17 protein-coding genes are annotated in these 21,712 nt (G+C 65.2%); 13 read left to right on the forward strand and 4 right to left on the reverse strand.

Features of this window, described 5'->3' with window-relative positions; all coding sequences use genetic code 11:
• Positions 1–33: 33 nt before the first annotated feature.
• The 5 genes from QCE69_RS25590 to QCE69_RS25610 all read left to right on the forward strand — a co-directional run bounded on the left by QCE69_RS25590 (position 34) and on the right by QCE69_RS25610 (position 6,142).
• Positions 34–285: an acyl carrier protein gene (locus QCE69_RS25590; protein WP_309817013.1), complete on the forward strand. Its 252-nt coding sequence runs from the start codon at positions 34–36 to the stop codon at positions 283–285.
• On the forward strand, positions 282–1,535 hold the full coding sequence (locus tag QCE69_RS25595) for an acyl-CoA dehydrogenase family protein (protein WP_309924278.1): 1,254 nt from the start codon (positions 282–284) through the stop codon (positions 1,533–1,535). Before QCE69_RS25590 ends, QCE69_RS25595 begins: the two co-directional genes overlap by 4 nt.
• 4 nt (positions 1,536–1,539) lie before the next feature.
• A complete protein-coding gene (locus QCE69_RS25600) occupies positions 1,540–2,607 on the forward strand; it encodes an amino acid--[acyl-carrier-protein] ligase (protein WP_309933686.1) in 1,068 nt (355 codons plus the stop codon).
• Complete coding sequence (locus QCE69_RS25605) at positions 2,604–3,608, forward strand: DUF1839 family protein (RefSeq protein ID WP_309933688.1); 1,005 nt, start codon at positions 2,604–2,606, stop codon at positions 3,606–3,608. Before QCE69_RS25600 ends, QCE69_RS25605 begins: the two co-directional genes overlap by 4 nt.
• 68 nt (positions 3,609–3,676) lie before the next feature.
• On the forward strand, positions 3,677–6,142 hold the full coding sequence (locus tag QCE69_RS25610; RefSeq protein ID WP_309933689.1) for a glycosyl hydrolase 2 galactose-binding domain-containing protein: 2,466 nt from the start codon (positions 3,677–3,679) through the stop codon (positions 6,140–6,142).
• Here the strand turns inward: QCE69_RS25610 and QCE69_RS25615 are convergent.
• From QCE69_RS25615 to QCE69_RS25625, 3 genes are read right to left on the reverse strand one after another with little or no spacing between them, the layout of a single operon-like run.
• Positions 6,137–7,078 carry a Gfo/Idh/MocA family oxidoreductase gene (locus QCE69_RS25615; RefSeq protein WP_309933692.1) on the reverse strand — a complete coding sequence of 314 codons (942 nt, stop codon included), beginning with the start codon at positions 7,076–7,078 and terminating at the stop codon, positions 6,137–6,139. The two genes, QCE69_RS25610 and QCE69_RS25615, sit on opposite strands and share 6 nt — an antisense overlap.
• Before the next feature lie 35 nt (positions 7,079–7,113).
• Entirely contained in the window at positions 7,114–8,043 is a 930-nt protein-coding gene (locus QCE69_RS25620) for a dihydrodipicolinate synthase family protein (protein WP_309933694.1), read from the reverse strand.
• A gap of 37 nt (positions 8,044–8,080) precedes the next feature.
• Positions 8,081–9,814, reverse strand: coding sequence for an IlvD/Edd family dehydratase (locus tag QCE69_RS25625; RefSeq protein WP_309933695.1), 1,734 nt, complete (start codon positions 9,812–9,814; stop codon positions 8,081–8,083).
• Positions 9,815–9,935: 121 nt separating this feature from the next.
• Here QCE69_RS25625 and QCE69_RS25630 point away from each other — a divergent pair, with 121 nt between their 5' ends.
• Positions 9,936–10,910 carry a LysR family transcriptional regulator gene (locus QCE69_RS25630; RefSeq protein WP_309924290.1) on the forward strand — a complete coding sequence of 325 codons (975 nt, stop codon included), beginning with the start codon at positions 9,936–9,938 and terminating at the stop codon, positions 10,908–10,910.
• Here QCE69_RS25630 and QCE69_RS25635 read toward each other — a convergent pair.
• Positions 10,874–14,416 carry an indolepyruvate ferredoxin oxidoreductase family protein gene (locus QCE69_RS25635; RefSeq protein WP_309933698.1) on the reverse strand — a complete coding sequence of 1,181 codons (3,543 nt, stop codon included), beginning with the start codon at positions 14,414–14,416 and terminating at the stop codon, positions 10,874–10,876. The two genes, QCE69_RS25630 and QCE69_RS25635, sit on opposite strands and share 37 nt — an antisense overlap.
• A 103-nt stretch (positions 14,417–14,519) precedes the next feature.
• On the opposite strand from QCE69_RS25635, the gene QCE69_RS25640 reads away from it, so the two are divergent.
• The 7 genes from QCE69_RS25640 (at position 14,520) to QCE69_RS25670 (ending at position 21,655) form a co-directional block, all read left to right on the forward strand.
• Positions 14,520–15,425 (forward strand): LysR family transcriptional regulator, encoded by a 906-nt coding sequence (locus QCE69_RS25640; protein ID WP_309933700.1) that lies wholly within the window; start codon positions 14,520–14,522, stop codon positions 15,423–15,425.
• A gap of 157 nt (positions 15,426–15,582) precedes the next feature.
• Positions 15,583–16,887: a dicarboxylate/amino acid:cation symporter gene (locus tag QCE69_RS25645; protein WP_309817039.1), complete on the forward strand. Its 1,305-nt coding sequence runs from the start codon at positions 15,583–15,585 to the stop codon at positions 16,885–16,887.
• 13 nt (positions 16,888–16,900) lie between these two features.
• On the forward strand, positions 16,901–17,857 hold the full coding sequence (locus QCE69_RS25650) for an amino acid ABC transporter substrate-binding protein (protein WP_309933702.1): 957 nt from the start codon (positions 16,901–16,903) through the stop codon (positions 17,855–17,857).
• 229 nt (positions 17,858–18,086) lie between these two features.
• Positions 18,087–18,335 (forward strand): hypothetical protein, encoded by a 249-nt coding sequence (locus QCE69_RS25655; RefSeq protein WP_309933704.1) that lies wholly within the window; start codon positions 18,087–18,089, stop codon positions 18,333–18,335.
• 26 nt (positions 18,336–18,361) lie between these two features.
• Positions 18,362–18,586 carry a hypothetical protein gene (locus QCE69_RS25660; protein ID WP_309933706.1) on the forward strand — a complete coding sequence of 75 codons (225 nt, stop codon included), beginning with the start codon at positions 18,362–18,364 and terminating at the stop codon, positions 18,584–18,586.
• A gap of 41 nt (positions 18,587–18,627) precedes the next feature.
• On the forward strand, positions 18,628–19,620 hold the full coding sequence (locus QCE69_RS25665; protein ID WP_309924306.1) for an amidohydrolase family protein: 993 nt from the start codon (positions 18,628–18,630) through the stop codon (positions 19,618–19,620).
• A 775-nt stretch (positions 19,621–20,395) separates the two neighbouring features.
• Complete coding sequence (locus tag QCE69_RS25670) at positions 20,396–21,655, forward strand: hypothetical protein (RefSeq protein ID WP_309933708.1); 1,260 nt, start codon at positions 20,396–20,398, stop codon at positions 21,653–21,655.
• Positions 21,656–21,712 lie beyond the last annotated feature (57 nt).

Below are 21,712 nucleotides of genomic sequence, written 5' to 3' on the forward strand. Positions count from 1 at the left end.
ACCGTTGGCCGGGTACAAGGGAAAACACAGACAATGAAAACTGAATTGCGCCGCATCCTCGCCGAGTCCGCTCGGCTCGACGTGCCTGTCGATACGCTCTCCGACAGCGACGATCTCTACGCCGCCGGTCTCTCATCGCTCGCCACGGTTCACGTGATGCTCGCGATCGAAGACGAGTTCGGCATCGAGATCCCCGATCACATGCTCACGCGCCGGCTCTTTTCGAGCGTCGATTCGCTCGCGGCCGCCGTCGAGGAGTTGCGCCGCTCGCAGGCGGCCGCATGAACGCGCCCGCTCAGGAGCTCGAGGCGGCGCAACTGGCACAGAGCATGAACGCACGCAGCGAAAGCGCGTTGATCGATGCTGCAAAGCGTGTCGCCGCCGTCGCGGCGCAGCACGCCGATGCAGTGGATCGTGAAGCGCGCTTTCCTGCGGAAGCGGTCGCTGCGATGCGCGAGGAGCGTCTCTTCTCCGCGATGGTGCCGGTGGAACACGGCGGCGACGGACTCTCGCTGACCGGCGTGGCCCGCCTGTGTGAAGCCCTCGCCCAGGGCTGCGCCTCGTCCGCGATGATCTACGCCATGCACCAGAGCCAGGTCGTGTGCATCGTCGATCATGGCGCCAACGTGCCTTGGCAGCGCGCGTTCCTCGCGCGCATGGTGAACGAGCAACTGCTGCTCGCGTCGGCCACGTCCGAAGAGAACATCGGCGGCAACATGCGGACGAGCGCATGCGCGGTCGATCTCGTCGACAACGCGTTCCAGATCGAGAAGATGGCGCCGACCATTTCGTACGGCACCTACGCGGACTGCATTCTCGTGACGGCGCGCCGTCATCCGGATGCACCGCCTTCCGATCAGGTCCTGATCGTCGCGCCGCGTGAAACGCTCACGCTCGAACAGCGCGGCACGTGGGACACGCTGGGCATGCGCGGCACGTGCAGCCAGGGCCATCGGCTCACGGCAAGCGGCATCGCCGAGCAGATCCTGCCCGCGCCGTTCTCGAAGATCGCCGACGAAAGCATGCTGCCCGTATCGCACACGTTGTGGTCGTCGGTGTGGTGCGGCATTGCCTGCGACGCAGCGAATCGCGCGCATCAGTTCTTCCGCAACCAGGCGCGCGGCAAGCCCGCCCTGCCTCCTTCGGCGGCGCGGCTCTCGCAGATCATCACGCTCATCAGGATGATGCAGGCGCGCCTGCGCGAATCGCTCGCCAACGTCGAGGCCGCGAGCGCCGAACGCGCCATCCGCCGGGCCACGCAAGGCAACGACGACGACGCGCCGCTTACGGCGTCGATCGGCATCAACGCAGACCTCAACATGCTCAAGCTGGCGATTTCGCAGTCGGCGCTGCACGTGGTGCAGGAGACGCTGATGATCTGCGGCATGGCCGGCTACAAGAACGACACGCCGTTCAGCGTGGGACGCCATCTGCGCGATCTGCATTCGGCGCCCCTCATGATCAGCAACGACCGCATTGAATTGAACACGGCGAACCTGCTGCTTGCGCAGCGCGCCGCAACGGGAACCCTTTGACGCTATGAACATGCCGACAGAACAGGCCGCCATGATGCAGGCCGAAGCACAAACTCAAACACAAGAGACGCAGGCACCGTACGACAAATCGGACCTGACCTTGCGGGACCGCCTGATTGAAGCGGGCATCCTCATCGATACCGGCGAAGACGGCCTCTATGGCCGCAGCGAAGTGTTCGAGGACATCGTCGAGCGTCTGAACCAGGCGATCACGCTGCTCGGCGCCGACCAGCACGCCGAAGTGCTGCGCTTCCCGCCGGCCATGCGCCGCCGCGACTTCGAAGACAGCGAATACCTGAAAAGCTTCCCGAACCTCGCCGGCACGATCCATTCGTTCCAGGGCAACGATCGCGGGCATCATCGCCTGCTCGAAGCGCTCGACAAGATCGTGCACATCGGTGAAGAGGAAGAGCGCTCCGACGACTGGATGGATCAGCAGAAGCCCACGCGCCTCGTGCTCACGCCGGCCGCATGCTATCCGATCTATCCGCTGGTCGCGAAGCGCGGCAAGCTCGCTGCCGACGGCGCGATCTTCGACGCCTTCTCGTACTGCTTCCGTCACGAGCCGTCCATCGATCCGGGCCGCATGCAGATGTTCCGCATGCGCGAATACATCCGCGTGGGCAGCCCCGAACAGGTGATGGCGTTCCGTCAGAAGTGGATCGAGCGCGGCTCGCTGCTGATCGAACTGCTGGGCCTGCCGTATGAGATCGATCTCGCCAACGACCCGTTCTTCGGCCGCGGCGGCAAGATCGTCGCGGACAGCCAGCGCGAACAGCAACTCAAGTTCGAACTGCTGGTGCCGGTCGCGACGCCCGACCGTCCCACGGCGTGCCTGTCGTTCAACTATCACCAGGACCACTTCGGCGAGCTGTGGCACATCAGCCAGGCCGACGACCAGGTCGCGCACACCGCCTGCGTGGGCTTCGGCATGGAACGCACGACGCTGGCGCTGTTCCGCCACCACGGCCTCGACGTCAACGCATGGCCGGAGCAGGTGCGCCAGCTGCTGTGGGGCGACAAGGCCGCGCTCATCGCCCAGGGTCTCGACAAACTGGGTAATCGGGCATGAACGCACGCTCGCCGGCTGATGCCGTGACGGACACGTCCGCGCCCGCGCATGGCGAATATCGCCAGCACGCGCTGCATCGCGACGAGCGCGTGTGGCTGGAGACGAACTGCTACGTCGACTTGTGGATCGAGCTGCTGCATCACTACGGCTGCGATCCGCACGCGGCGCTCAGTTTCACCGTGACGCAGAACTTCGAGGGCGATCAGTTCACGTTCCCGAAGTTCTCGCTCGACGATATCGCGCGGCTCTATGGTCTCCAGGCCCAGGAGCTCGCGATCTACGACACGGTCGAGGCGCACGTGGTGGAGCAGACGAAGCGCGGCCAGATCGTGGTCGCGGAGATGGACTCGTACTGGCTGCCGGATACGCGCGCCACCGCGTACCGGCAGACGCATACGAAGACGACCATCGCCATCGACGCCATCGACGCGCAAGCGAAGCACATCACGTACTTCCACAACGCGGGGTATTTCTCGCTGTCCGGCGAGGACTACGACGGCGTCTTCCGTCTGACGCCCGGTCTCGCGAGCGACGTGCAGGCGCTGTTTCCTTACGTCGAATTCGTGAAGCGCGCGCGCGATCCGCTGCAAGGCGAAGCGCTCGTGCAGCGTTCGGTGGAACTGCTCAAGCTGCGTCTGCAGGACCGGCCGGCGTCGAACCCGGTGGTGCAATGGCGTGCGGCGTTCCCCGAGCACATGCGTGCGATGCTCGAACGCGACCCGGCGTATTACCACCTCTACACGTTCAACATGATGCGTCAGATCGGTTCGAACTTCGAGTTGCTGTCGAAGTATCTCGGCTGGCTGAACGCACATGGCGTGGACGTGCCGGGCCAGATCCAGGCAAGCGCTCAGGCGATTGCAAGCGAAGCGATGGTCATGCAGTTCCGTCTCGCGCGCGCCCGCATGCGCTCGCGCACCGACCTGTGCGAAGACTGCCTCGGATCGATGCAGACTTCGTACGACAAGGTCATCGAGCCGCTCGCCGCGCGCTTTCTCTGAAGACCGAAGCCGCGTCGCGATGACGCGGCTTCTTCAATGTTCTCTTATTCCATTCACGAGGAAGAGTCATGCACGTCTCGCTCGCGCACGCGCCGCGACGCCTCGCCGACGGCTGGCAATGCGTGAGCACGCCCGCGGGTGCCTGCGCGACACCGGCTTCGCTCGACACGCAGACACACTGGATCGACGCGCCCGTGCCGGGCACGGTGGCTTCGGCATTGCGCGCAACCGGCGTGAAAGACGAGGCGCTGGCTCAGCCGTTCGCGCATGCGGATCATTGGTATCGGCTGAAGCTGAGCGGGCACGGCAAGCGCCGGCTGCGCTTCAATGGCCTTGCAACCATCACCGAAGTCTGGCTCGACGACGTCAAATTGCTCGACTCGGATTCGATGTTCATCGCGCATGATCTCGATGTCGAACTGAAGGGCGAGCACGTGCTGCACCTGTGCTTTCGTTCGATCGCGCCCGCGCTCGCCGCGAAACGGGGCCGTGCGCGCTGGCGTCCGAAGCTCGCGCAACCGGCCACCTTGCGCAACGTGCGCACGACGCTGCTCGGTCACATGGCGGGCTGGTGTCCGACAATCCAGCCGGCCGGACCGTGGCGCGCGGTGGAACTGATCGGCGAAGCGCAGGGCTGTATCGAGTCGATCGACATGCGTTCCCGCGTGGAAGGCAATGACGGCGTGCTCGATGTCACCGTGCGCTTCTTTCATGCGCAGGAGGCCGCGCCGGTGCGGCTCGAATGCGGCGAAGCGCATGCGGTCATGCAATGGCAGGACGCGCATACGCTGACCGGCCGCGTGCAGGTTCCGGACGTGCGCCTGTGGTATCCGCATACGCACGGCGAACCCTTCCGCTATGCCGTCAAGCTTGGCGATATCGCGCTGGGCCAGATCGGCTTTCGCACCGTGCATGTGGATCGCGGCGCGGATGGCCAGGGCTTTCAGCCGGTCGTGAATGGCGTGCCCGTGTTCGCGCGCGGCGCGTGCTGGACCTCGGCGGATATCGTCGCGCTCGACGCGCCGCATGAGAAGCTCGAAGCCCTCTTCACGCTGGTCCGCGACGCGGGCCTCAACATGATTCGCGTCAGCGGCATCACGCTGTACGAGTCGGATACGTTCTATGAACTCGCGGACCGTTACGGCGTGCTCGTCTGGCAGGACTTCGCGTTCGCCAATTTCGATTACCCCGATGACGAAGCCTTCCATCTGAGCGTGCAGCGTGAAGCCCGCCAGTTCCTCGCGCGCACGCGGCGTTTTGCTTCGCTGGCGGTGCTGTGCGGCGGAAGCGAGGTGCATCAGCAGGCCGCGATGCTCGGCCTGCCCTTCGACGCCTATCAGCAACGCCTGTTCACCGAGTGGCTGCCCGAGGCGATCGCTGCGGAGCGGCCCGATGTCGCCTATGTCGTGAACTCGCCGAGCGCCGCGCCCGGCGATACCGAGTCGATGCCCTTCGGCACGCGCGGCGGCATCACGCATTACTACGGCGTGCCCGCGTATCAACGCTCGTTCGATGACGTCCGCCGCGCACAGGTCCGCTTCGCGTCAGAGTGTCTGGCGTTCGCCAACGTGCCCGACGATGTCGCCTTGCGCGCGCTGCCGAATCCGCGCGCGCACGAGCCGCGCTGGAAAGCCGGCGTGCCGCGCGATCCGGGTTCCGCCTGGGACTTCGACGACGTGCGCGAGTACTACATGCAGTCGCTCTATCGACAGGACGTGCCGCGCTTGCGCTATGAGAATCCCGAGCGCTATCTGGAGCTGTCGCGCGCAGTGGTCGCCGATGTCATTGGCGCTGTGTTTTCCGAATGGCGCAGGCAGGGCTCGACCTGTGCGGGCGGCATCGTGTGGAATCTGCTCGATGTGAGACCCGGCGCGGGCTGGGGCGTCATCGACGTGCTGGGCGCGCCCAAGAGTGCACTGCATGGCCTCGCGCGCGTGCTTCAGCCCGTGCAGGCGCTGTTGCTCGACGAAGGGCTCGAAGGCCTCGACGTGCATCTCGTCAACGAGACGGCGCACGAGATTCGCGGGCGTGTGGAACTGGCGTGCCTGCGTGAAGGGTCGGTGAAGGTCGCGGGCGGCGCGTGCGATATCGTGCTGCCCGCGCGCAGTGTGCAGCGCATTTCATCGAACCGGCTGATCGGCGCCTTCTTCGACAGCGCGTATGCGTACCGCTTCGGCCCGCGCGCGCATGATGTCACGCACGTGATCCTGCGCGATGCCGGCACCGGCGAGACCTTGTCCGAAGCCTTCCATTTCCCGGATCCGTCGATCGGCGAGCGGCGCGACATCGGCCTCAAGGCGGGCGTGGAGAAAGACGGGGCTGGCTGGAGTCTCGTGATCGAGACCGCGCATCTGGCGCGCTGGGTGCACATCGATGACCCGGACTATCGCGCACGCATCGACTGGTTTCATCTCGCACCCGGCCAGCCGCGACGCGTTCCGCTCGTGGCACGGCACGCAAATGTGCGCGCCGCGCCGGAGGGCGATGTGTGCGCGGTCAATGCTTCGCGCAGTGCGCCTTATCGGGCGTCATGAACGCCCGAAGGCCTCGGTGCCGACGATGCGTCCGTTCAGGAACGCATCGGCAACGAGGCGCAACGGACGCACATCGACGTCGCTCGTGTTCGTCGCGATGAGTTCGTGAAAGCGCTCGTACAGCGCGGGATATTCGCGCTCCGGGCCTGCGTCGATGTCCTTGCCCGCAATGGCAAGACGCTTGCCGCCCTCACGCAGCGACAGACGGCCGCCTTCCGTTTCGATATCGATGTCCCATTCCTCGACCGGGCCATGCCGCCAGTCGAACACTGCGCGCACGGGCGCGCCGTTGCTTGCAACGCAATCGAGTTCGGCGGCGATGGGCGTCGCGGTATCGGCGGGCGTGGTCAGCGTCGCGCCGCGCAATGCGACCTCATGCGGCAGGATGCGGGTCACGATGGAGAGCGCGTTGATGCCGGGATCGAATACGCCGAGACCGCCTGGCTCCCAGATCCACTCCTGTCCCGGATGCCAGCGCCGCACGTCCTCTTTCCAGCGCACTTCCACTGACCGCAGCGCGCCCGCTTCCCGCGATGCCAGCCATGCACGCGCCGCTTCGACAGCCGGCGCTGCGCGTGAATGCCACGTCGCAAACAAGGTGCGGCCACGCGCCCGGGCGATCTCATGCAGGGCCTCGACCTCGCTCACGCTCGCGCCCGGCGGCTTCTCCAGCATCACATGCTTGCCGGCTTCGAGCGCGGCCCGCGCCTGTTCATAGCGCACTTGCGGCGGCGCGCACAGCGACACCGCGTCGATCCCTGGCTCGGCAGCCAGCAGCTCGCCGACATCCCGATAGTTGCGCACGCCATCCACGCTCGCATGACGGCTCGCGCAGGCGACGAGCTCGAACCCGGGCTGGGCGGCGATGGCCGGCAGATGCTGATCGCGCGCGATCTTGCCGATGCCCACTACGCCAAGCCGAACGACTCCTTCCATGTCCTCTCTCCTTTGCATGAAGGCGTCACGATACCCTAGCGGGCCCAGCGCAACACCAGCGGATCGAGACGGCGCGCGATGGCGATGAGTTCGTCGCGCGTTTCGCGTCCCATCGCAGGCAGCGGATGACGCGGCGCATCGCAGGCAATGACGCCGCCTTCCTTCATCAGCGCCTTGGTCGCCAGCAAGCCGGCCTGACGGTTTTCGTGATTGATGAGCGGCAGCCAGCGCTGATAGAGATCGAAGGCATCGTCGGTACGTCCTTCGCGATGCGCCTCGATGATCGGCCGGATGCCGTCCGCGAAGCCGCCGCCCGTCATCGATCCGGTCGCGCCCGCGTTAAGGTCCGCGAGCAGCGTGATGGCTTCCTCACCGTCCCACGGACCTTCGATGGCTTCGCCGCCGAGGCCGATCAGCTCGCGCAGCTTGTTCGCCGCGCCCGGCGTTTCGATCTTGAAGTACGAAACCTGCTCGATCTCGCGCGCCATGCGTGCCAGGAAGGCCGCTGAAAGCGGCGTGCCTGCGGCGGGCGCGTCCTGGATCATGATGGGGATCGTCAACGCGTCCGAGAGGCGCGCGTAGAACGTGTAGATGGCGCTCTCGGGCACCCGGAAGGTCGCGCCATGATACGGCGGCATGGCCATGATCATCGCGGCGCCCAGCTCTTGTGCGCGACGGCTGCGCTCCACGCACACGCGCGTGCCGTAGTGCGAGGTGGTGACGATCACCGGCACGCGGCCCGCCACATGTTCGAGGATCGTGTGCGTGAGGACGTCGCGCTCGTCGTCGGCCAAAGAAAACTGCTCGGAGAAGTTGGCGAGGATCGCCAGGCCGTCCGAGCCCGCGTCGATCATGAAATCCACCGCGCGCTTCTGGCTCTCCAGATCCAGTTCGCCGCTGTCGGTGAAGGTCGTCGGCACGACCGGAAAGATGCCGCGATAGCGTGGACTGACGTGACGGCTCATGCTGGCGTCCTCATGGTCTCGGGTTCTTCAAGCGCACTCAGTGCGAATGTCTCGGCACCGCCGCACCGCGCATGCCGACGAGAAAGTCGAGGTCGCAGCCCTCGTCCGCCTGCAACACGTGGTCCACATACAGCCGCTGATAACCGCCGTCGCCATGCGAACGCGGCGGCTTGCGGTCGCTCATGCGGCGCGCCAGCTCCTCTTCGCCGATGTCCAGATGCAGCGTGCCGGCGTCGCAATCGAGTTCGATCCAGTCGCCGTCGCGCACGGCCGCCAGCGGCCCGCCCGCCGCCGCTTCGGGCGCCACGTGCAGCACCACCGTGCCGTACGCCGTGCCGCTCATGCGGGCGTCGGAGATGCGCACCATGTCCTTGATGCCCTGGCGCAGCAGCTTCGGCGGCAAGCCCATGTTGCCCACTTCGGCCATGCCCGGATATCCCTTCGGCCCGCAGTTCTTCAGCACGAGCACGGAGTCCTTGTCGACATCGAGCGATTCATCGACGATGCGTTCCTTGTAGTGCTCCAGATCCTCGAACACCACGGCGCGGCCGCGATGCTTCAGCAGTTCCGGCGTGGCGGCGGAAGGCTTCAGCACCGCGCCGCGCGGCGCGAGATTGCCGCGCAGCACGCGGATGCCGCCGTCCGCGATCAGCGGATGATCCAGCGTGCGGATGACTTCGTCATTGGTGATCGGCGCGGTCTTGACGTTGTCCCACAGGGACTTGCCGTTGACGGTCAGCGCGGCCGGATGCGGAATGAGCCCGGCTTCGCCCAGCCGCCGCAGCACGGCGGGCAGCCCGCCCGCGTAATAGAACTCTTCCATCAGGAAGCGGCCCGACGGCATCAGGTCGACGATGGTCGGCGTGTCGCGGCCAATGCGCGTCCAGTCTTCGAGTTCCAGCGGCACGCCGATGCGCCCCGCAATCGCCTTCAGGTGAATCACCGCATTGGTCGACCCGCCGATTGCCGCGTTGGTGCGGATCGCGTTCTCGAAGGCCTCGCGCGTCAGGATCTTCGAGAGCGTGAGACCTTCCAGCGCCATCTCCACGATGCGGATGCCCGACATGTGGGCGAGCACGTAGCGGCGCGCATCGACGGCGGGAATCGCGGCGTTGTGCGGGAGCGAGGTGCCGAGCGCTTCGGCCATGCACGCCATGGTCGAGGCGGTGCCCATGGTGTTGCAGGTGCCCGCCGAACGCGACATGCCCGCTTCCGCCGAGAGAAACTGATGCAGGTCGATCTCGCCCGCCTTCAGCGACTCGTGCAGTTGCCACACCGCCGTCCCGGAGCCGATGTTCTTGCCATCGAGCTTGCCGTTGAGCATCGGGCCGCCGGTCACGACGATGGCCGGAACGTCGCAGCTGGCCGCGCCCATCAGCAGCGCGGGCGTGGTCTTGTCGCAGCCCGTGAGCAGCACGACGGCGTCGATGGGATTGCCGCGAATCGCTTCTTCCACGTCCATCGCGGCGAGGTTGCGCGTGAGCATCGCGGTCGGGCGCAGGTTCGATTCGCCGTTCGAGAACACCGGGAACTCCACCGGAAAGCCGCCCGCCTCGTAGACGCCGCGCTTCACGTGTTCCGCGACCTTGCGGAAGTGCGCATTGCAGGGTGTGAGTTCGGACCAGGTATTGCAGATGCCGATGATCGGCCTGCCGTCGAACTCATGGTCCGGAATGCCTTGGTTCTTCATCCAGCTTCGGTACATGAAGCCGTTCTTGTCATTGGTGCCGAACCATTGCGCGGAGCGCAGCTTGGGCTTGGGGGCGGACATGTGTCTCTTCCGTGTCAGTTCGTTATGCGCCCGAGTGTATGCCTGCGGGTGATAATCTACTAATGAAAAGATGGACTTCATCGATAACCATTCCGGCATTAGTAATAACCCGGGTTCATTCATGAATACGAGTGTCTCGAACGTCCGCAACCATCTGAAGACGCGTCAGCTGCTGCTGATCGCGGCGCTGGCGGAGGAAGGCAATGTTCATCGCGCGGCGGCGGCGCTCAACATGACGCAGCCGGCTGCATCCAAGACCCTGCGCGAACTGGAAGAAGCGCTCGGCGTCACGCTGTTCGACCGCGAACCGCGCGGCGTACGGCCCACGCTGTATGGCGAAGCGGTCATCCGCCACGCGCGCGCCGTGCTCGGCAGCCTCGATCAGGCGCAGGAAGAACTGCTTGCGTTGAAGTCGGGAAGGCTCGGTCACGTGAGCATCGGCGCGATCACGTCGCCCGGCGTGCGGCTGCTGCCCGCCGCCGTCGCGGCCGTCAAGCGCCTGCATGCGGACATTCGCGTGTCCGTCGAGATCGACGGCAGCAATGCGCTGCTCGAACGTCTCGCGCAGGACAAGCTCGACATCGTGATCGGGCGCCTCTCGGCGGAACAGGACAACGTGCAGTTGCGCTATGCGCCGCTCGCGGGCGAACCGGCGCGCGCCGTGGTGCGCGCGGAGCATCCGCTGCTGAAGAGAAAGAACCTGGCGCTCGCCGACGTGCAGCAGGCCGCGTGGCTCGTGCCGCCGGCGGGCAGCGTGCTGCGGCATCGCTTCGACCTGATGTTCCAGCGCGCCAGTCTCGCGCCGCCGTCGAACGTGGTCGAAACGGCGGCGATCCTGTTCGTCACCCAACTGCTCGAACAGAGCGACATGATCGCCGTGCTGGCGGAAGACGTGGCGCGCTATTACGCGCGTCATCGGATCGTCGAGATCCTGCCCTTGCAGATGGATTGCCGCATGGACGACTACGGCATCGTCACGCGCGCCGACCGCCTGCTCACGCCCGCCACCGAAACCATGGTGCGTGCGCTGAAGGCCGCCGCGCTCGACGTGTATGGCGCTCAGGCCGTCGCCCTGGATTCCACCGGCGCGCGATAGCTTGCAAGCAGCCGCTCGCGCTTGACCTGCACCGCCGCCATGTTGCGTTCCTTCACATGGCCGAAGCCGCGAATCTCATCTGGCAGCTTCGCGAGTTGCAGGGCCGTATCGAGGCGCGCGTCGTCGAGCGTGGCGCAGAATTCATCGGCCAGCGCCATGTAGTCCGCGATCAGACGGCGTTCAGTGCGGCGCTCCGCGGTCTTGCCGAAGACATCGAAGGGCGTGCCGCGCACGCCCTTGAGCCGCGCGAGCGCCCGGAACGCATGCAGCGTCCAGCCGCCGAAGCGCTGCTTGACGAGATGCCCGTGCTCGTCGCGTTTTGCGAACAGCGGTGGCGCGAGATGAAACGACAACGCGTAGTCGCGGCCCGGCTCGCCTTCGAACTGGTCGCGCAGCTTGTCGAGCCACGCCGGATCGGCATACAGGCGCGCCACTTCGTATTCGTCCTTGTACGCCATCAGCTTCGCGAGGTTCACCGCGACCGCGCGCGTCAGCGGCAGCTTCGCATGGCCGCCCAGGCCTTGCTCCCTGGCGCGGATACGCTCGACCACGTCGCGATAAGCGCGCGCATACGCCGCGTTCTGATACGCCGTCAGCAGGGCTTCGCGCGTGGCGATCACCTGGTCGAGCGACTCGGGCATCTTCAGCACGATGGTCTGCCGGCCTGCATCGAGCAAGCTGCCCACGCCGTGCTGCGCCACATGACGTCCCCATCCGAACGCCAGCCAGTTCTTCTCCACCGCCACGCCGTTCAGTTCGATTGCGCGCTTCAGGCTCGCCAGTTCCAGCGGCAGCCAGCCCTTCTGCCACGCGAAGCCCAGCAGCAGCGGATTTGCGTAGAGCGTGTCGCCGAGCAGCTTCAGGGCGAGCGCATTGGCGTCGATGAACGCGCAGCCCTCGCCCATGCTCTCCGACAACGCCTGTTCCGTCTGCGCGGCCGGGAAGCGCCAGTTCGCGTCGGTGATGAAGTCCGCCGTCGGCGTGGCGCCGCTGTTGATCGCCGCCTGCGTGATGCCGTGCCGCGTGCGCGACAGCACGTCCTTCGACGCCGACACCACCGCATCGCACCCGATCACGAGCCGCGCCTCGCCGGTCGCGATGCGCGTCGCGTGCAGCGCCTGCGGCGTGGGCGCGATCTGCACATGGCTCAGCACGGCGCCGCCTTTCTGCGCGAGTCCGGCCATGTCGAGCACGGTCACGCCCTTGCGTTCGAGATGCGCGGCCATGCCGATCAAGCCGCCGATCGTCACCACACCCGTCCCGCCGACGCCTGTCACGAGCACGCCATACGGCTTCGCCAGCTCGGGCAGTGTGGGCAGCGGCAGCGCGTCGAAGTCGGGTGTGGCGCCTTTTGCTGCGCGCGGCTTCCTGACCTGTGCGCCCTCGGCGGTGACGAAGCTCGGGCAGAAGCCCTTCACGCAGGAGAAGTCCTTGTTGCACGCCGACTGGTTGATCTTGCGCTTGGTGCCGAGCGCCGTGTCCAGCGGCTCGACCGAGAGACAGTTCGATTGCACCGAGCAGTCGCCGCAGCCTTCGCACACGGCGTCATTGATGAACGCGCGGCGGGCCGGATCGGGATAAGTGCCGCGCTTGCGGCGCCGGCGCTTTTCGGTGGCGCAGGTCTGATCGTAGATGAGGATCGTGGTGCCCGGCGTGTCGCGCAGCTCGCGCTGGATGCGGTCCAGTTCGTCGCGATGATGCACGCTCACGCCTTGCGGCAGCACGACCGTCGCATCGTACTTCTGCGGCTCGTCCGTCACGATGACGATCCGCTTCGCCCCTTCCGCGAACACCTGATGCGCGATCTGCGGCACCGTCAGCACGCCGTCGACGGGCTGGCCGCCGGTCATCGCCACCGCATCGTTGTAGAGAATCTTGTAGGTGATGCTCGCGTTCGCGGCAATCGCCGCGCGCACCGCCAGCAGGCCCGAATGAAAATACGTGCCGTCGCCGAGATTGACGAACACGTGCTTGTCGCCCGAGAAATGCATCTGGCCGATCCACGCCACGCCCTCGCCGCCCATCTGGCTGAAGGTTTCCGTGTTGCGGTCCATCCACATCGACATGTAATGGCAGCCAATGCCCGCCAGCGCGCGCGAACCCTCGGGCACGCGCGTCGACGTGTTGTGCGGGCAACCTGAACAGAACCACGGCTTGCGTTCGGCCTCCACGCGCGGCTTGCTTGCTTCGCGCTCCTTCGCCTCGATGGTCGCGACCCGCGCCAGCATGCGCGCGCGCACGTCGGCGGGAAGGTCGAGATGCGCAAGACGCCGCGCGACCGCCTTCGCAATCAACGCCGGCGAGAGTTCATGATGCGCCGGCAATAGCCAGTCGCCGCGCGGCACGGACCACTCGCCGCCTTCGTTGTTGCGTTCGTCGAACTTGCCGTAGATGCGCGGTCGCACATCCTCGCGCCAGTTGTAAAGCTCTTCCTTCAGCGCATATTCGAGGATCTGCCGCTTCTCTTCCACGACGAGAATCTCTTCCAGACCCGTGGCGAACGCGCGCGCGTCCTGTGCATCGAGCGGCCAGACGCAGCCCACTTTCAGCACCCGCAGGCCGATCTGCGCGCAGGTGTCATCGTCGAGACCAAGGTCGATCAGCGCCTGGCGCACATCGAGATAAGCCTTGCCCGCCGTGATGATGCCGAAGCGCGGCGTGGGCGAATCGATCACGACGCGGTTCAGCTTGTTCGCGCGCACGTAGGCGAGCGCCGCGTACCACTTTTCGTCGAGCAAGCGGGCTTCCTGCGCGAGCGGCGCATCGGGCCAGCGGATGTTGAGGCCGCCTTCCGGCATCGCGTAATCGGTGGGCGTGACGATGTGCACGCGGTCCGGATCGAGATCGATCGACGCAGTCGACTCCACCACGTCGGTCACGCATTTCATCGCCACCCACAGGCCCGAATAGCGGCTCATGGCCCAGCCGTGCAGGCCGTAGTCGAGATATTCCTGCACGTTCGACGGATACAGCACCGGCATGCCCGCCGCAATGAACGCGTGATCCGACTGATGCGCGACCGACGACGACTTCGCCGCATGATCGTCGCCCGCCAGCACCAGCACGCCGCCATGCGGGTCCGTGCCTGCCGAATTTGCGTGCTTGAAGACGTCGCCGGTGCGGTCCACGCCCGGTCCCTTGCCGTACCACATGCCGAACACGCCTTCGCGCGTGGCGCCGGGCCACAGGTTGATCTGCTGCGTGCCCCAGATTGCCGTGGCCGCGAGATCCTCATTCACGCCCGGCTGGAACACGATGTCGTGCTCCTTCAGGTGCGCCTTCGCCTTCCATAGCGACTGATCGAGCGCACCCAGCGGCGAACCGCGATAACCCGAGATGAAACCCGCCGTATTCAGCCCCGCCAGCCGGTCGCGCGCTTTCTGAAGCATCGGCAGACGGACCAGCGCCTGCGTGCCGCTCAGGTAGACGCGGCCTCGCTCCAGGGTGTATTTGTCGTCGAGTGAAACGTCGGCGGAAGCCAGCGCAGCGCGATCGGGTGCATTCATGGGGCTCGTCTCCAGATTCGGGATTTTTAGTTTTTCCCGAGTATAGGAAGGCGGTCCGCCATCGTAAAATCATGAATAAACAACTCTGGTATCTGAAAATCAGATGACGTTCGATCTCACCCTGCGGCAATTGCGCTATTTCGTGGCCGCTGCGCAAACCGGGCAATTCTCGATGGCGGCCGCCAACCAGCACGTGTCGCAATCGGCGATCACCCACGCGGTGCAAGCGCTCGAAGACGCGCTCGGCACGAAGCTGTTCGAACGCCTGCCGCAGGGCGTCGCGCTGACGCCCGACGGTCAGGACTTCCACAATCACGCGCGCCGCGTGCTCGACGCCGCCCGCGACGCCATGCACAAGCCGCCGTTCCGTTCGCACGACATGCGCGGCGTCGCGCGCATCGCGGCCTCCTACACGCTGCTCGGCTATTTCCTGCCCGAGTTGCTGGCGCGTTTTCGCGCGACCTATCCGTTCATCGAATTCGATCTCCGCGACATGGAACGGGCCGACATCGAAACCGCGGTGGCGAACGGAGAGATCGACATCGGCGTGGTGCTGCTCTCCAACCTGGAACGCGCCAGCCGCTTTCATACGCAAGTGCTGATGCGCTCGCGCCGGCAGTTGTGGGTCGCGCCTTCGCATCCGCTGGCGCAGCGGGAGGCGGTGTCGCTCAAGGACATCGCCGCGCATCCGTACATCATGATTACTGTCGACGAAGGCGAGCACTCCACGATGCGCTACTGGCGCAAGAAGCGCATCGAGCCGGCGGTGGCCTTTCGCACGAGTTCGATGGAAGCGCTGCGCGGGCTCGTGGCGCACGGCTTCGGCGTCACGGTGCTGTCCGACATGGTGTTCCGGCCGTGGTCGCTGGAAGGCAAGCGCATCGAGGCGCGGCCCGTGCACGACGTGATTCCCCACATGGAAGCCGGCATGATCTGGCGCAAGGGCGCCGCACTGAACGGCCCCGCCACCGCATTGCAGCAGTTCCTGATCCACGCGTGCGGCGGCTGAAGTCGCCCGGACTCACGCGCATTCCGCTATTTTTTCGCAAGCGACGCCATTAAAAAGCCGCAGTAGAATCTGAGCAGTGCCGGAAATCTCGCATCGCCCGTTCCATCCGAAATTTGACATGCAATCTGATTGACATGCAAACCATGGAGGTTTGGAGATGAAGAAGAGTTCGTCCGCCGTCTGGATCCTGGTCGCGATGGTTATCGGCATCGGGCTTGGCTACATGGTCTTCACCAGCTTTCCAGACAAGAAAGCCGCAACCGAGATTGCCGGTTACATCTCCCTCGTCTCCGATGTCTTCCTGCGGCTGATCAAGATGCTGATCGGTCCGCTCGTCTTCTCCACACTGGTCGTCGGCATCGCGCACATGGGCGACGCCGCCTCGGTCGGACGCGTGTTCGCCAAGGCGCTCGCGTGGTTCGTCACCGCCTCGCTGGTCTCGCTGCTGCTCGGCCTGCTGATGTCCAACCTGCTGCGGCCCGGCGATAACCTCGGTCTGCCGCTGCCCGACATCGGCGCCTCCGCCAATCTCGCCACTTCCAAGTTCACGCTGAAGGACTTCGTCGGCCACATGGTGCCGCGCTCGTTCGCCGAATCGATGGCGAACAACGAGATCCTGCAGATCGTCGTGTTCTCGATGTTCTTCGGCGTCGCGCTCGCCGCGCTCGGCGAGAAAGGCAAGGTGCTGCTGGATGCCATCGACCAGCTCTCGCACGTGATGCTCAAGATCACCGGCTACGTGATGAAGCTCGCGCCGCTCGCAGTGCTCGCCGCGATGGCCGCGACCGTCGCGGTGAACGGGCTGTCGATCCTGATGAAGTTCGCCGTCTTCATGGCCGACTTCTATCTGAGCCTGTTCATCCTGTGGGGGCTGCTCGCGCTCGCGGGCTTCTTCTTCCTCGGGCGGCGCGTATTGAAGCTGCTCTCGCTCATCAAAGAGGCGTTCATGCTGTCGTTCGCAACGGCGAGTTCGGAAGCGGCCTATCCGAAGATTCTCGACGCGCTCGACCGCTTCGGCGTGCGCCGCAAGATCTCCAGCTTCGTGATGCCGATGGGCTATTCGTTCAACCTCGACGGCTCGATGATGTATTGCACTTTCGCGTCGCTGTTCATCGCGCAGGCCTACAACATCCATCTGTCGCTGACCACGCAGCTCACCATGCTGCTGATCCTGATGCTGACGTCGAAGGGCATGGCGGGCGTGCCGCGCGCGTCGCTGGTCGTGATCGCCGCGACGCTCAATCAGTTCAACATTCCGGAAGCGGGCTTGCTCCTGATCCTGGGCGTCGATACCTTCCTCGACATGGGCCGCTCCGCGACCAATGCCGTGGGCAATTCCATCGCCAGCGCGGTGGTGGCGAAGTGGGAAGGCGAGTTGCTGTCAGAGCGGGACGCGGACGCCAACGCCGCGCGCATCGAAGCCGAACAGGACGCCTCGCTGGCGCATCCCGCACAGGTCTGAAGAGGAGCGTCTCATGAAGATGCCGCGCTTCTGGAAGTGCGCGGCGTGGGCTGCGCTCACGCTGTCCTGCGCCACGCACGCCGTCTACGCCGCCGATGACGACGTGCAGCCCGCGCGCCCCGTCAACGATCCCTACGCGCCCGCCACGCTGACCGGCACGCTCGCGAAGGTGCGCGACTCCGGCACCATCGCGATCGGTTATCGCGATGCGTCGGTGCCGTTCTCGTATCTCGACGCACGGCGCACGCCCATCGGCTATTCCATCGAACTGTGCAAGTCGCTGGTTGCGGCCATCGAAACGTCCATACACCGGACGCTCACGATTCGCTGGGTGCCGGTCACGCCGGATACGCGCATCGATGCCGTTGCCGGCGGCAAGGTGGACCTCGAATGCGGCTCGACCACCAGCAATCTCGCGCGTCAGCAGCGCGTGGCCTTTTCGCCGATCATCTTCGTCGCCGGCACCAAGGTGATGGTGAAGAAGGATGCGCCGATGAACTCGTTCCGCGATCTCGCGGGCAAGCGCGTCGCGGTGACGTCCGGCACCACCAACGAAACCGCGCTGCGCGAACTGGACAGGAAGTTCCAGCTCGGCATCCATCTCCAGGTCGTGCCGGATCATGCACAGGGCTTCGCGCAAGTGGCGGACGGCCAGGCCGATGCCTTCGCCACCGACGACGTCCTGCTCTACGGCCTGATCGCCGCGAACGCCGGCAAGGGCGGCGCGTACCGCGTGGCGGGCGATTATCTGTCGTATGAACCCTACGGCATCATGTTCCGCAAGGACGATCCGCAACTGGCACAAGTGGTGAAGGACACCTTCCAGGAACTCGCGGCCGACGGCGAGATCGAGCGCCAGTACAAGCGCTGGTTCCTGACCCGCCTGCCTTCAGGCACGAGCCTCGACATGCCGATGAGCGCGCAACTCGTGGGCATCATCGAAACGCTCGCGGGTGGCGAACGGCGGTAATCGTGCTCATGCCCTCCGGTGCTTGAATTGCCTTGACCGCTTGCCCAATATCCGCGTACGTCCGTTTCTGATGCCCCCGACGACCTAGTCATTCTTTCGCGGGTGCAAGCGCCCCCCTTGCCCCGCATCAAGGTTCGGACGATCCGAACGCATGTTTCGTTGCCCGCCCCCTGTTCCGCAAAGCACCCCGTGTCTATGTTAAAGCCTTACTCAGACACGGGGCTACGCGATGAACACCAACCAGCGCGAGGTCTCGACCGTTGCCGGATTGCTCGACGCCGCGGCGAATGCGGCGATCCGGCAAATCACGGTGACCGCCGACATCGCGGACATGCCGGGCTTCCGGCTATCCCCCGGACAAACGCTGACGGCCACCAGGGCCGAGGGGCGGCGGCTTCGACTCCATCTGGCAGCACACGGCGACGCATCGTTCCCGCAAGCAGAGGGTGGCGCATGCGCGGCGCGTGATCTCTGCTGAAAACACCGCGACAAAGGATTGAATCGATGAGCACGGTAGACACCGCGTTGCACTGGATCGGCGGCGAGTGGCTTGACTCACCGCAACATCGCGATTCAATGGACCCCGCCGCCGGTGAAGTCGTCGGCCGCTATGCCGGCGGCTCTGAATCCGGGGCACAGGCCGCCATCGATGCGGCGAGTCAGGCGTTCTCATCCTCCAACTGGAAGCGCGACTCGGCACGGCGGGCATTGTTCAAGCCTGCCGCCTAGGCCTGGCGACGTTATATCGATCAGACTCCTGGGAGGCAGTCATGAAAGGCAAGATCGTTCTCGAGGAACACTTGAGTACCGCACTGAACAACAGCCTCTGGGACAGCGCCGGCGAGGCCGCACGCAACGGCAAAGCCTGCATGAGCGACGTCAACATGCGGCTTATGGACGTCGAACGACGTCTCGAAGAAATGGACCGCAACGACATCGACATCGCCGTACTTTCGCTCACTTCGCCTGGTGCCCAGTCGATCGTCGATCTCAATCAGGCCGTTGACTTCGCGCGGCGGACTAACGACGAGATCGCCGAGCGTTTCACCTCGCGCCAACCACGCCGTCTTCGTGCGTTCGCGACCGTCGCTCTGCAGTCGCCCAAAGCGGCCGCCGATGAACTGGAGCGTGCCGTTAAACAGCTAGGCATGGTCGGCGCATTGATCAATGGCTATACGAACCTTGGCAGCGCTCATTCGGCCGAGTATCTCGACGAACCTCCACTATGGGAATTCTGGGCGCGAGTCGCCGAGCTGGGCATACCGGTTTATCTGCATCCGCGCGAGCCTTTGCCGTCGCAGCAACGCATCTACCAAGGCTATCCCGCACTGGTCGGATCGGCGTGGGGATTCGCGCATGAGACGGCGACCCATGCGATCCGCTTGATGTTGAGCGGTCTGTTCGACCGCTATCCGAAACTGAAAATCATTCTTGGTCATCTGGGCGAAGGCCTGCCTCTCATGCTGCCGCGACTCGAGCACCGCTTGCAGATGCAGCACGAGGGCGCCGGCCGCGGTGCTGCACGGAAAACCGTCGGCAAGTACATGCGCCGCAATTTTTATCTCACCACGAGCGGACACTTTCACACGGGCGCCCTGCATGCCGCTCTCGAAACAGCCGGTGCCGACCGTGTGATGTTCTCCGTCGATTACCCCTACGAAAGCATGGCGACAGGAAGCGAGTGGTTCGACAAGACCGACATGAATGAAGAGGTCCGGGAGAAGATCGGCCGGCACAACGCGATGCGTCTGCTCAACCTGTGAACGTTCGAATGCCGGTCCGGGTGAGCTGTAGCGTTTGCGAAGCGGATTCACCCTGGTCGGTCGCGGTAAGTGAACGCGATGCGCGACTACAACGAGCAACTTCATGAGCACGTCAACGAAAGCGAGTGTGACCGTCGGTCGGGACAGCTGTCTTTTGGCGATGCGACGGTCCGCGCTCGCGTGCTTTTGTCTTCTTCCATGGATAGCGCATGCGACGCAGGCTTCGGCGGACTCGTCGGGAGAGGTGCTCGCGCTCATCGAACGTTGGGTAAAAGGCTGGAACGCGCATGACGCGCGGGCGCTCGGCGAGCTGATGACTCCCGACGTCGATTCTGGGCCATGGGTGTGGACAGGTTGGCAATCAGGGAAACCGACCAGATCACTGTCGATCGGGCGGTGCCGGTTGCGGCTGAAGTGTCCGAGTCGTGCAAGGAAACGCCGACGGTTCGAATCGTTGACAAGGTGAGGTCGCTCGAACAGGAAGGCCAGTCAAGTATCTTTGACCGTCATTGAAGCGGTTACCTTGGGCGCGTGGCGTCACCTTCCAGGAACTCGCGGCCGATCCGCCTGCTTTCCGGCACCCGCCTCGACATGCCGATGAGCGCGCAACTCTTGGGCATCATCGAGACACTGGCGGGCGGCGAACGGCAGTAAGCGCCGAACGCTTTCGCCTGGCAGTTCGAACCCGCCGAACTCCGCTTTCGTGCGCCGCCCTCTAGGCGGCGCTCTCGTCTGTGACTATTTTTGACACAAATTTTCGTCACGGACCTCTCTCATGAGCGCAAGCGAGCGCAACGTCTCGACCCTGGCCGGCTTGCTCGCGGCCGTATCGAGCGCGGAAGTTCAGCACATTGCGGTCACCGCCGACATCGCAGACCTGCCGGGCTTCAGGCTGCTGCCCGGCCAGACGCTGAGCGGCGCCGGCAGCGATGTGAAGCTGCACTTCGCGAAGGGCGAGGACGGCGTGCAGCTGACCACGGACAACTGCGTCGCGCGCATCGAACTGAACGCCGATGCAGACCGGCGCGCCATTCATAACGACACGAGCGTGACGCGCCTCGGGCGCATCGACCTGCACGATCTCCGCACGCGCGGCGTGGTGCAGCTGCTCGCGCGCGACAACGTCCGCAGCGGCCATATTGCGGCGGAAAACATAGACATCATTGCGGCCGATGCACGTGCCCACGCAACCCGGCATCGCGGCTATGGCGTCGAGGTGATCCCGGGCGTCTTCACCGTCTGGAACCAGCACGACGATCATTACGTGACCATCACGGCCGACCTCACGGCCGTCAGCGCCGGGCGCGGCGGCGCGCCGGTGAACGGCAGCGGCGTCTTCGTCGGCGGCGCAGGCGATGCCGGCGGCCAGCTGATCGTCGGCCGCATGGAGACCGGCGCCATTCACAGCGACGGCGGCATCGAACATGGCACGGCGGACCGCATTGCGGGCGGCGTGTTCGTTTCATCCGGCGCCTGTGTGGAGACCGTGCACAACCGCGGACCCGTGACGACCTACGGCGCGAACGACATGGTGCTGGACAACTGGGGCACGGTCGGCTCGTGGATCGCAGAGGAAAAGGTCACGTCCTACGGCCCGAGCGCCACCGGCTTCGTCAACTTCGGCACGCTGGGTATGCTGCGGACCCACGCGACGATCGAAACCTTTGGCTTCGGCGCGCGGGGCTTCAGCGACTACGACGGCACCGTGCAACTCGCCGATATCGACCGCATCGTCACGCATGCGGATGGCGCCGTCGGCATCCAGGTGAGCCGTCCACTCGGCTTGCTGACGGTCCGGCGCGGCGTCGAGACGCATGGGGCGACGGGCGAATCGATGGTGAAGGGTGTCGTCGTCACGCTCGATGCCACCGCGCTCTGCATCCGCAACGGCGCCGCCGTGCGCAAGATCGCCGTCGATGGCGGGCTGCTCACGCACGGCCTGGGCGCCATGCCGCTCCGGCTGCACGGCAAGGTGGAGGACCTGCGCATCAGCGACGGCGCCGGAGCCATGGGCGGCGGCTTTGCAGCGACGTGAGCAAGAACAACAGCGCCCGTGCGACGCGCGCAATCAGCATGGCGAGAGGAACCCAGG

Origin of the sequence: Caballeronia sp. LZ032 (assembly GCF_031451315.1) — a bacterium.
Classification (GTDB): domain Bacteria; phylum Pseudomonadota; class Gammaproteobacteria; order Burkholderiales; family Burkholderiaceae; genus Caballeronia.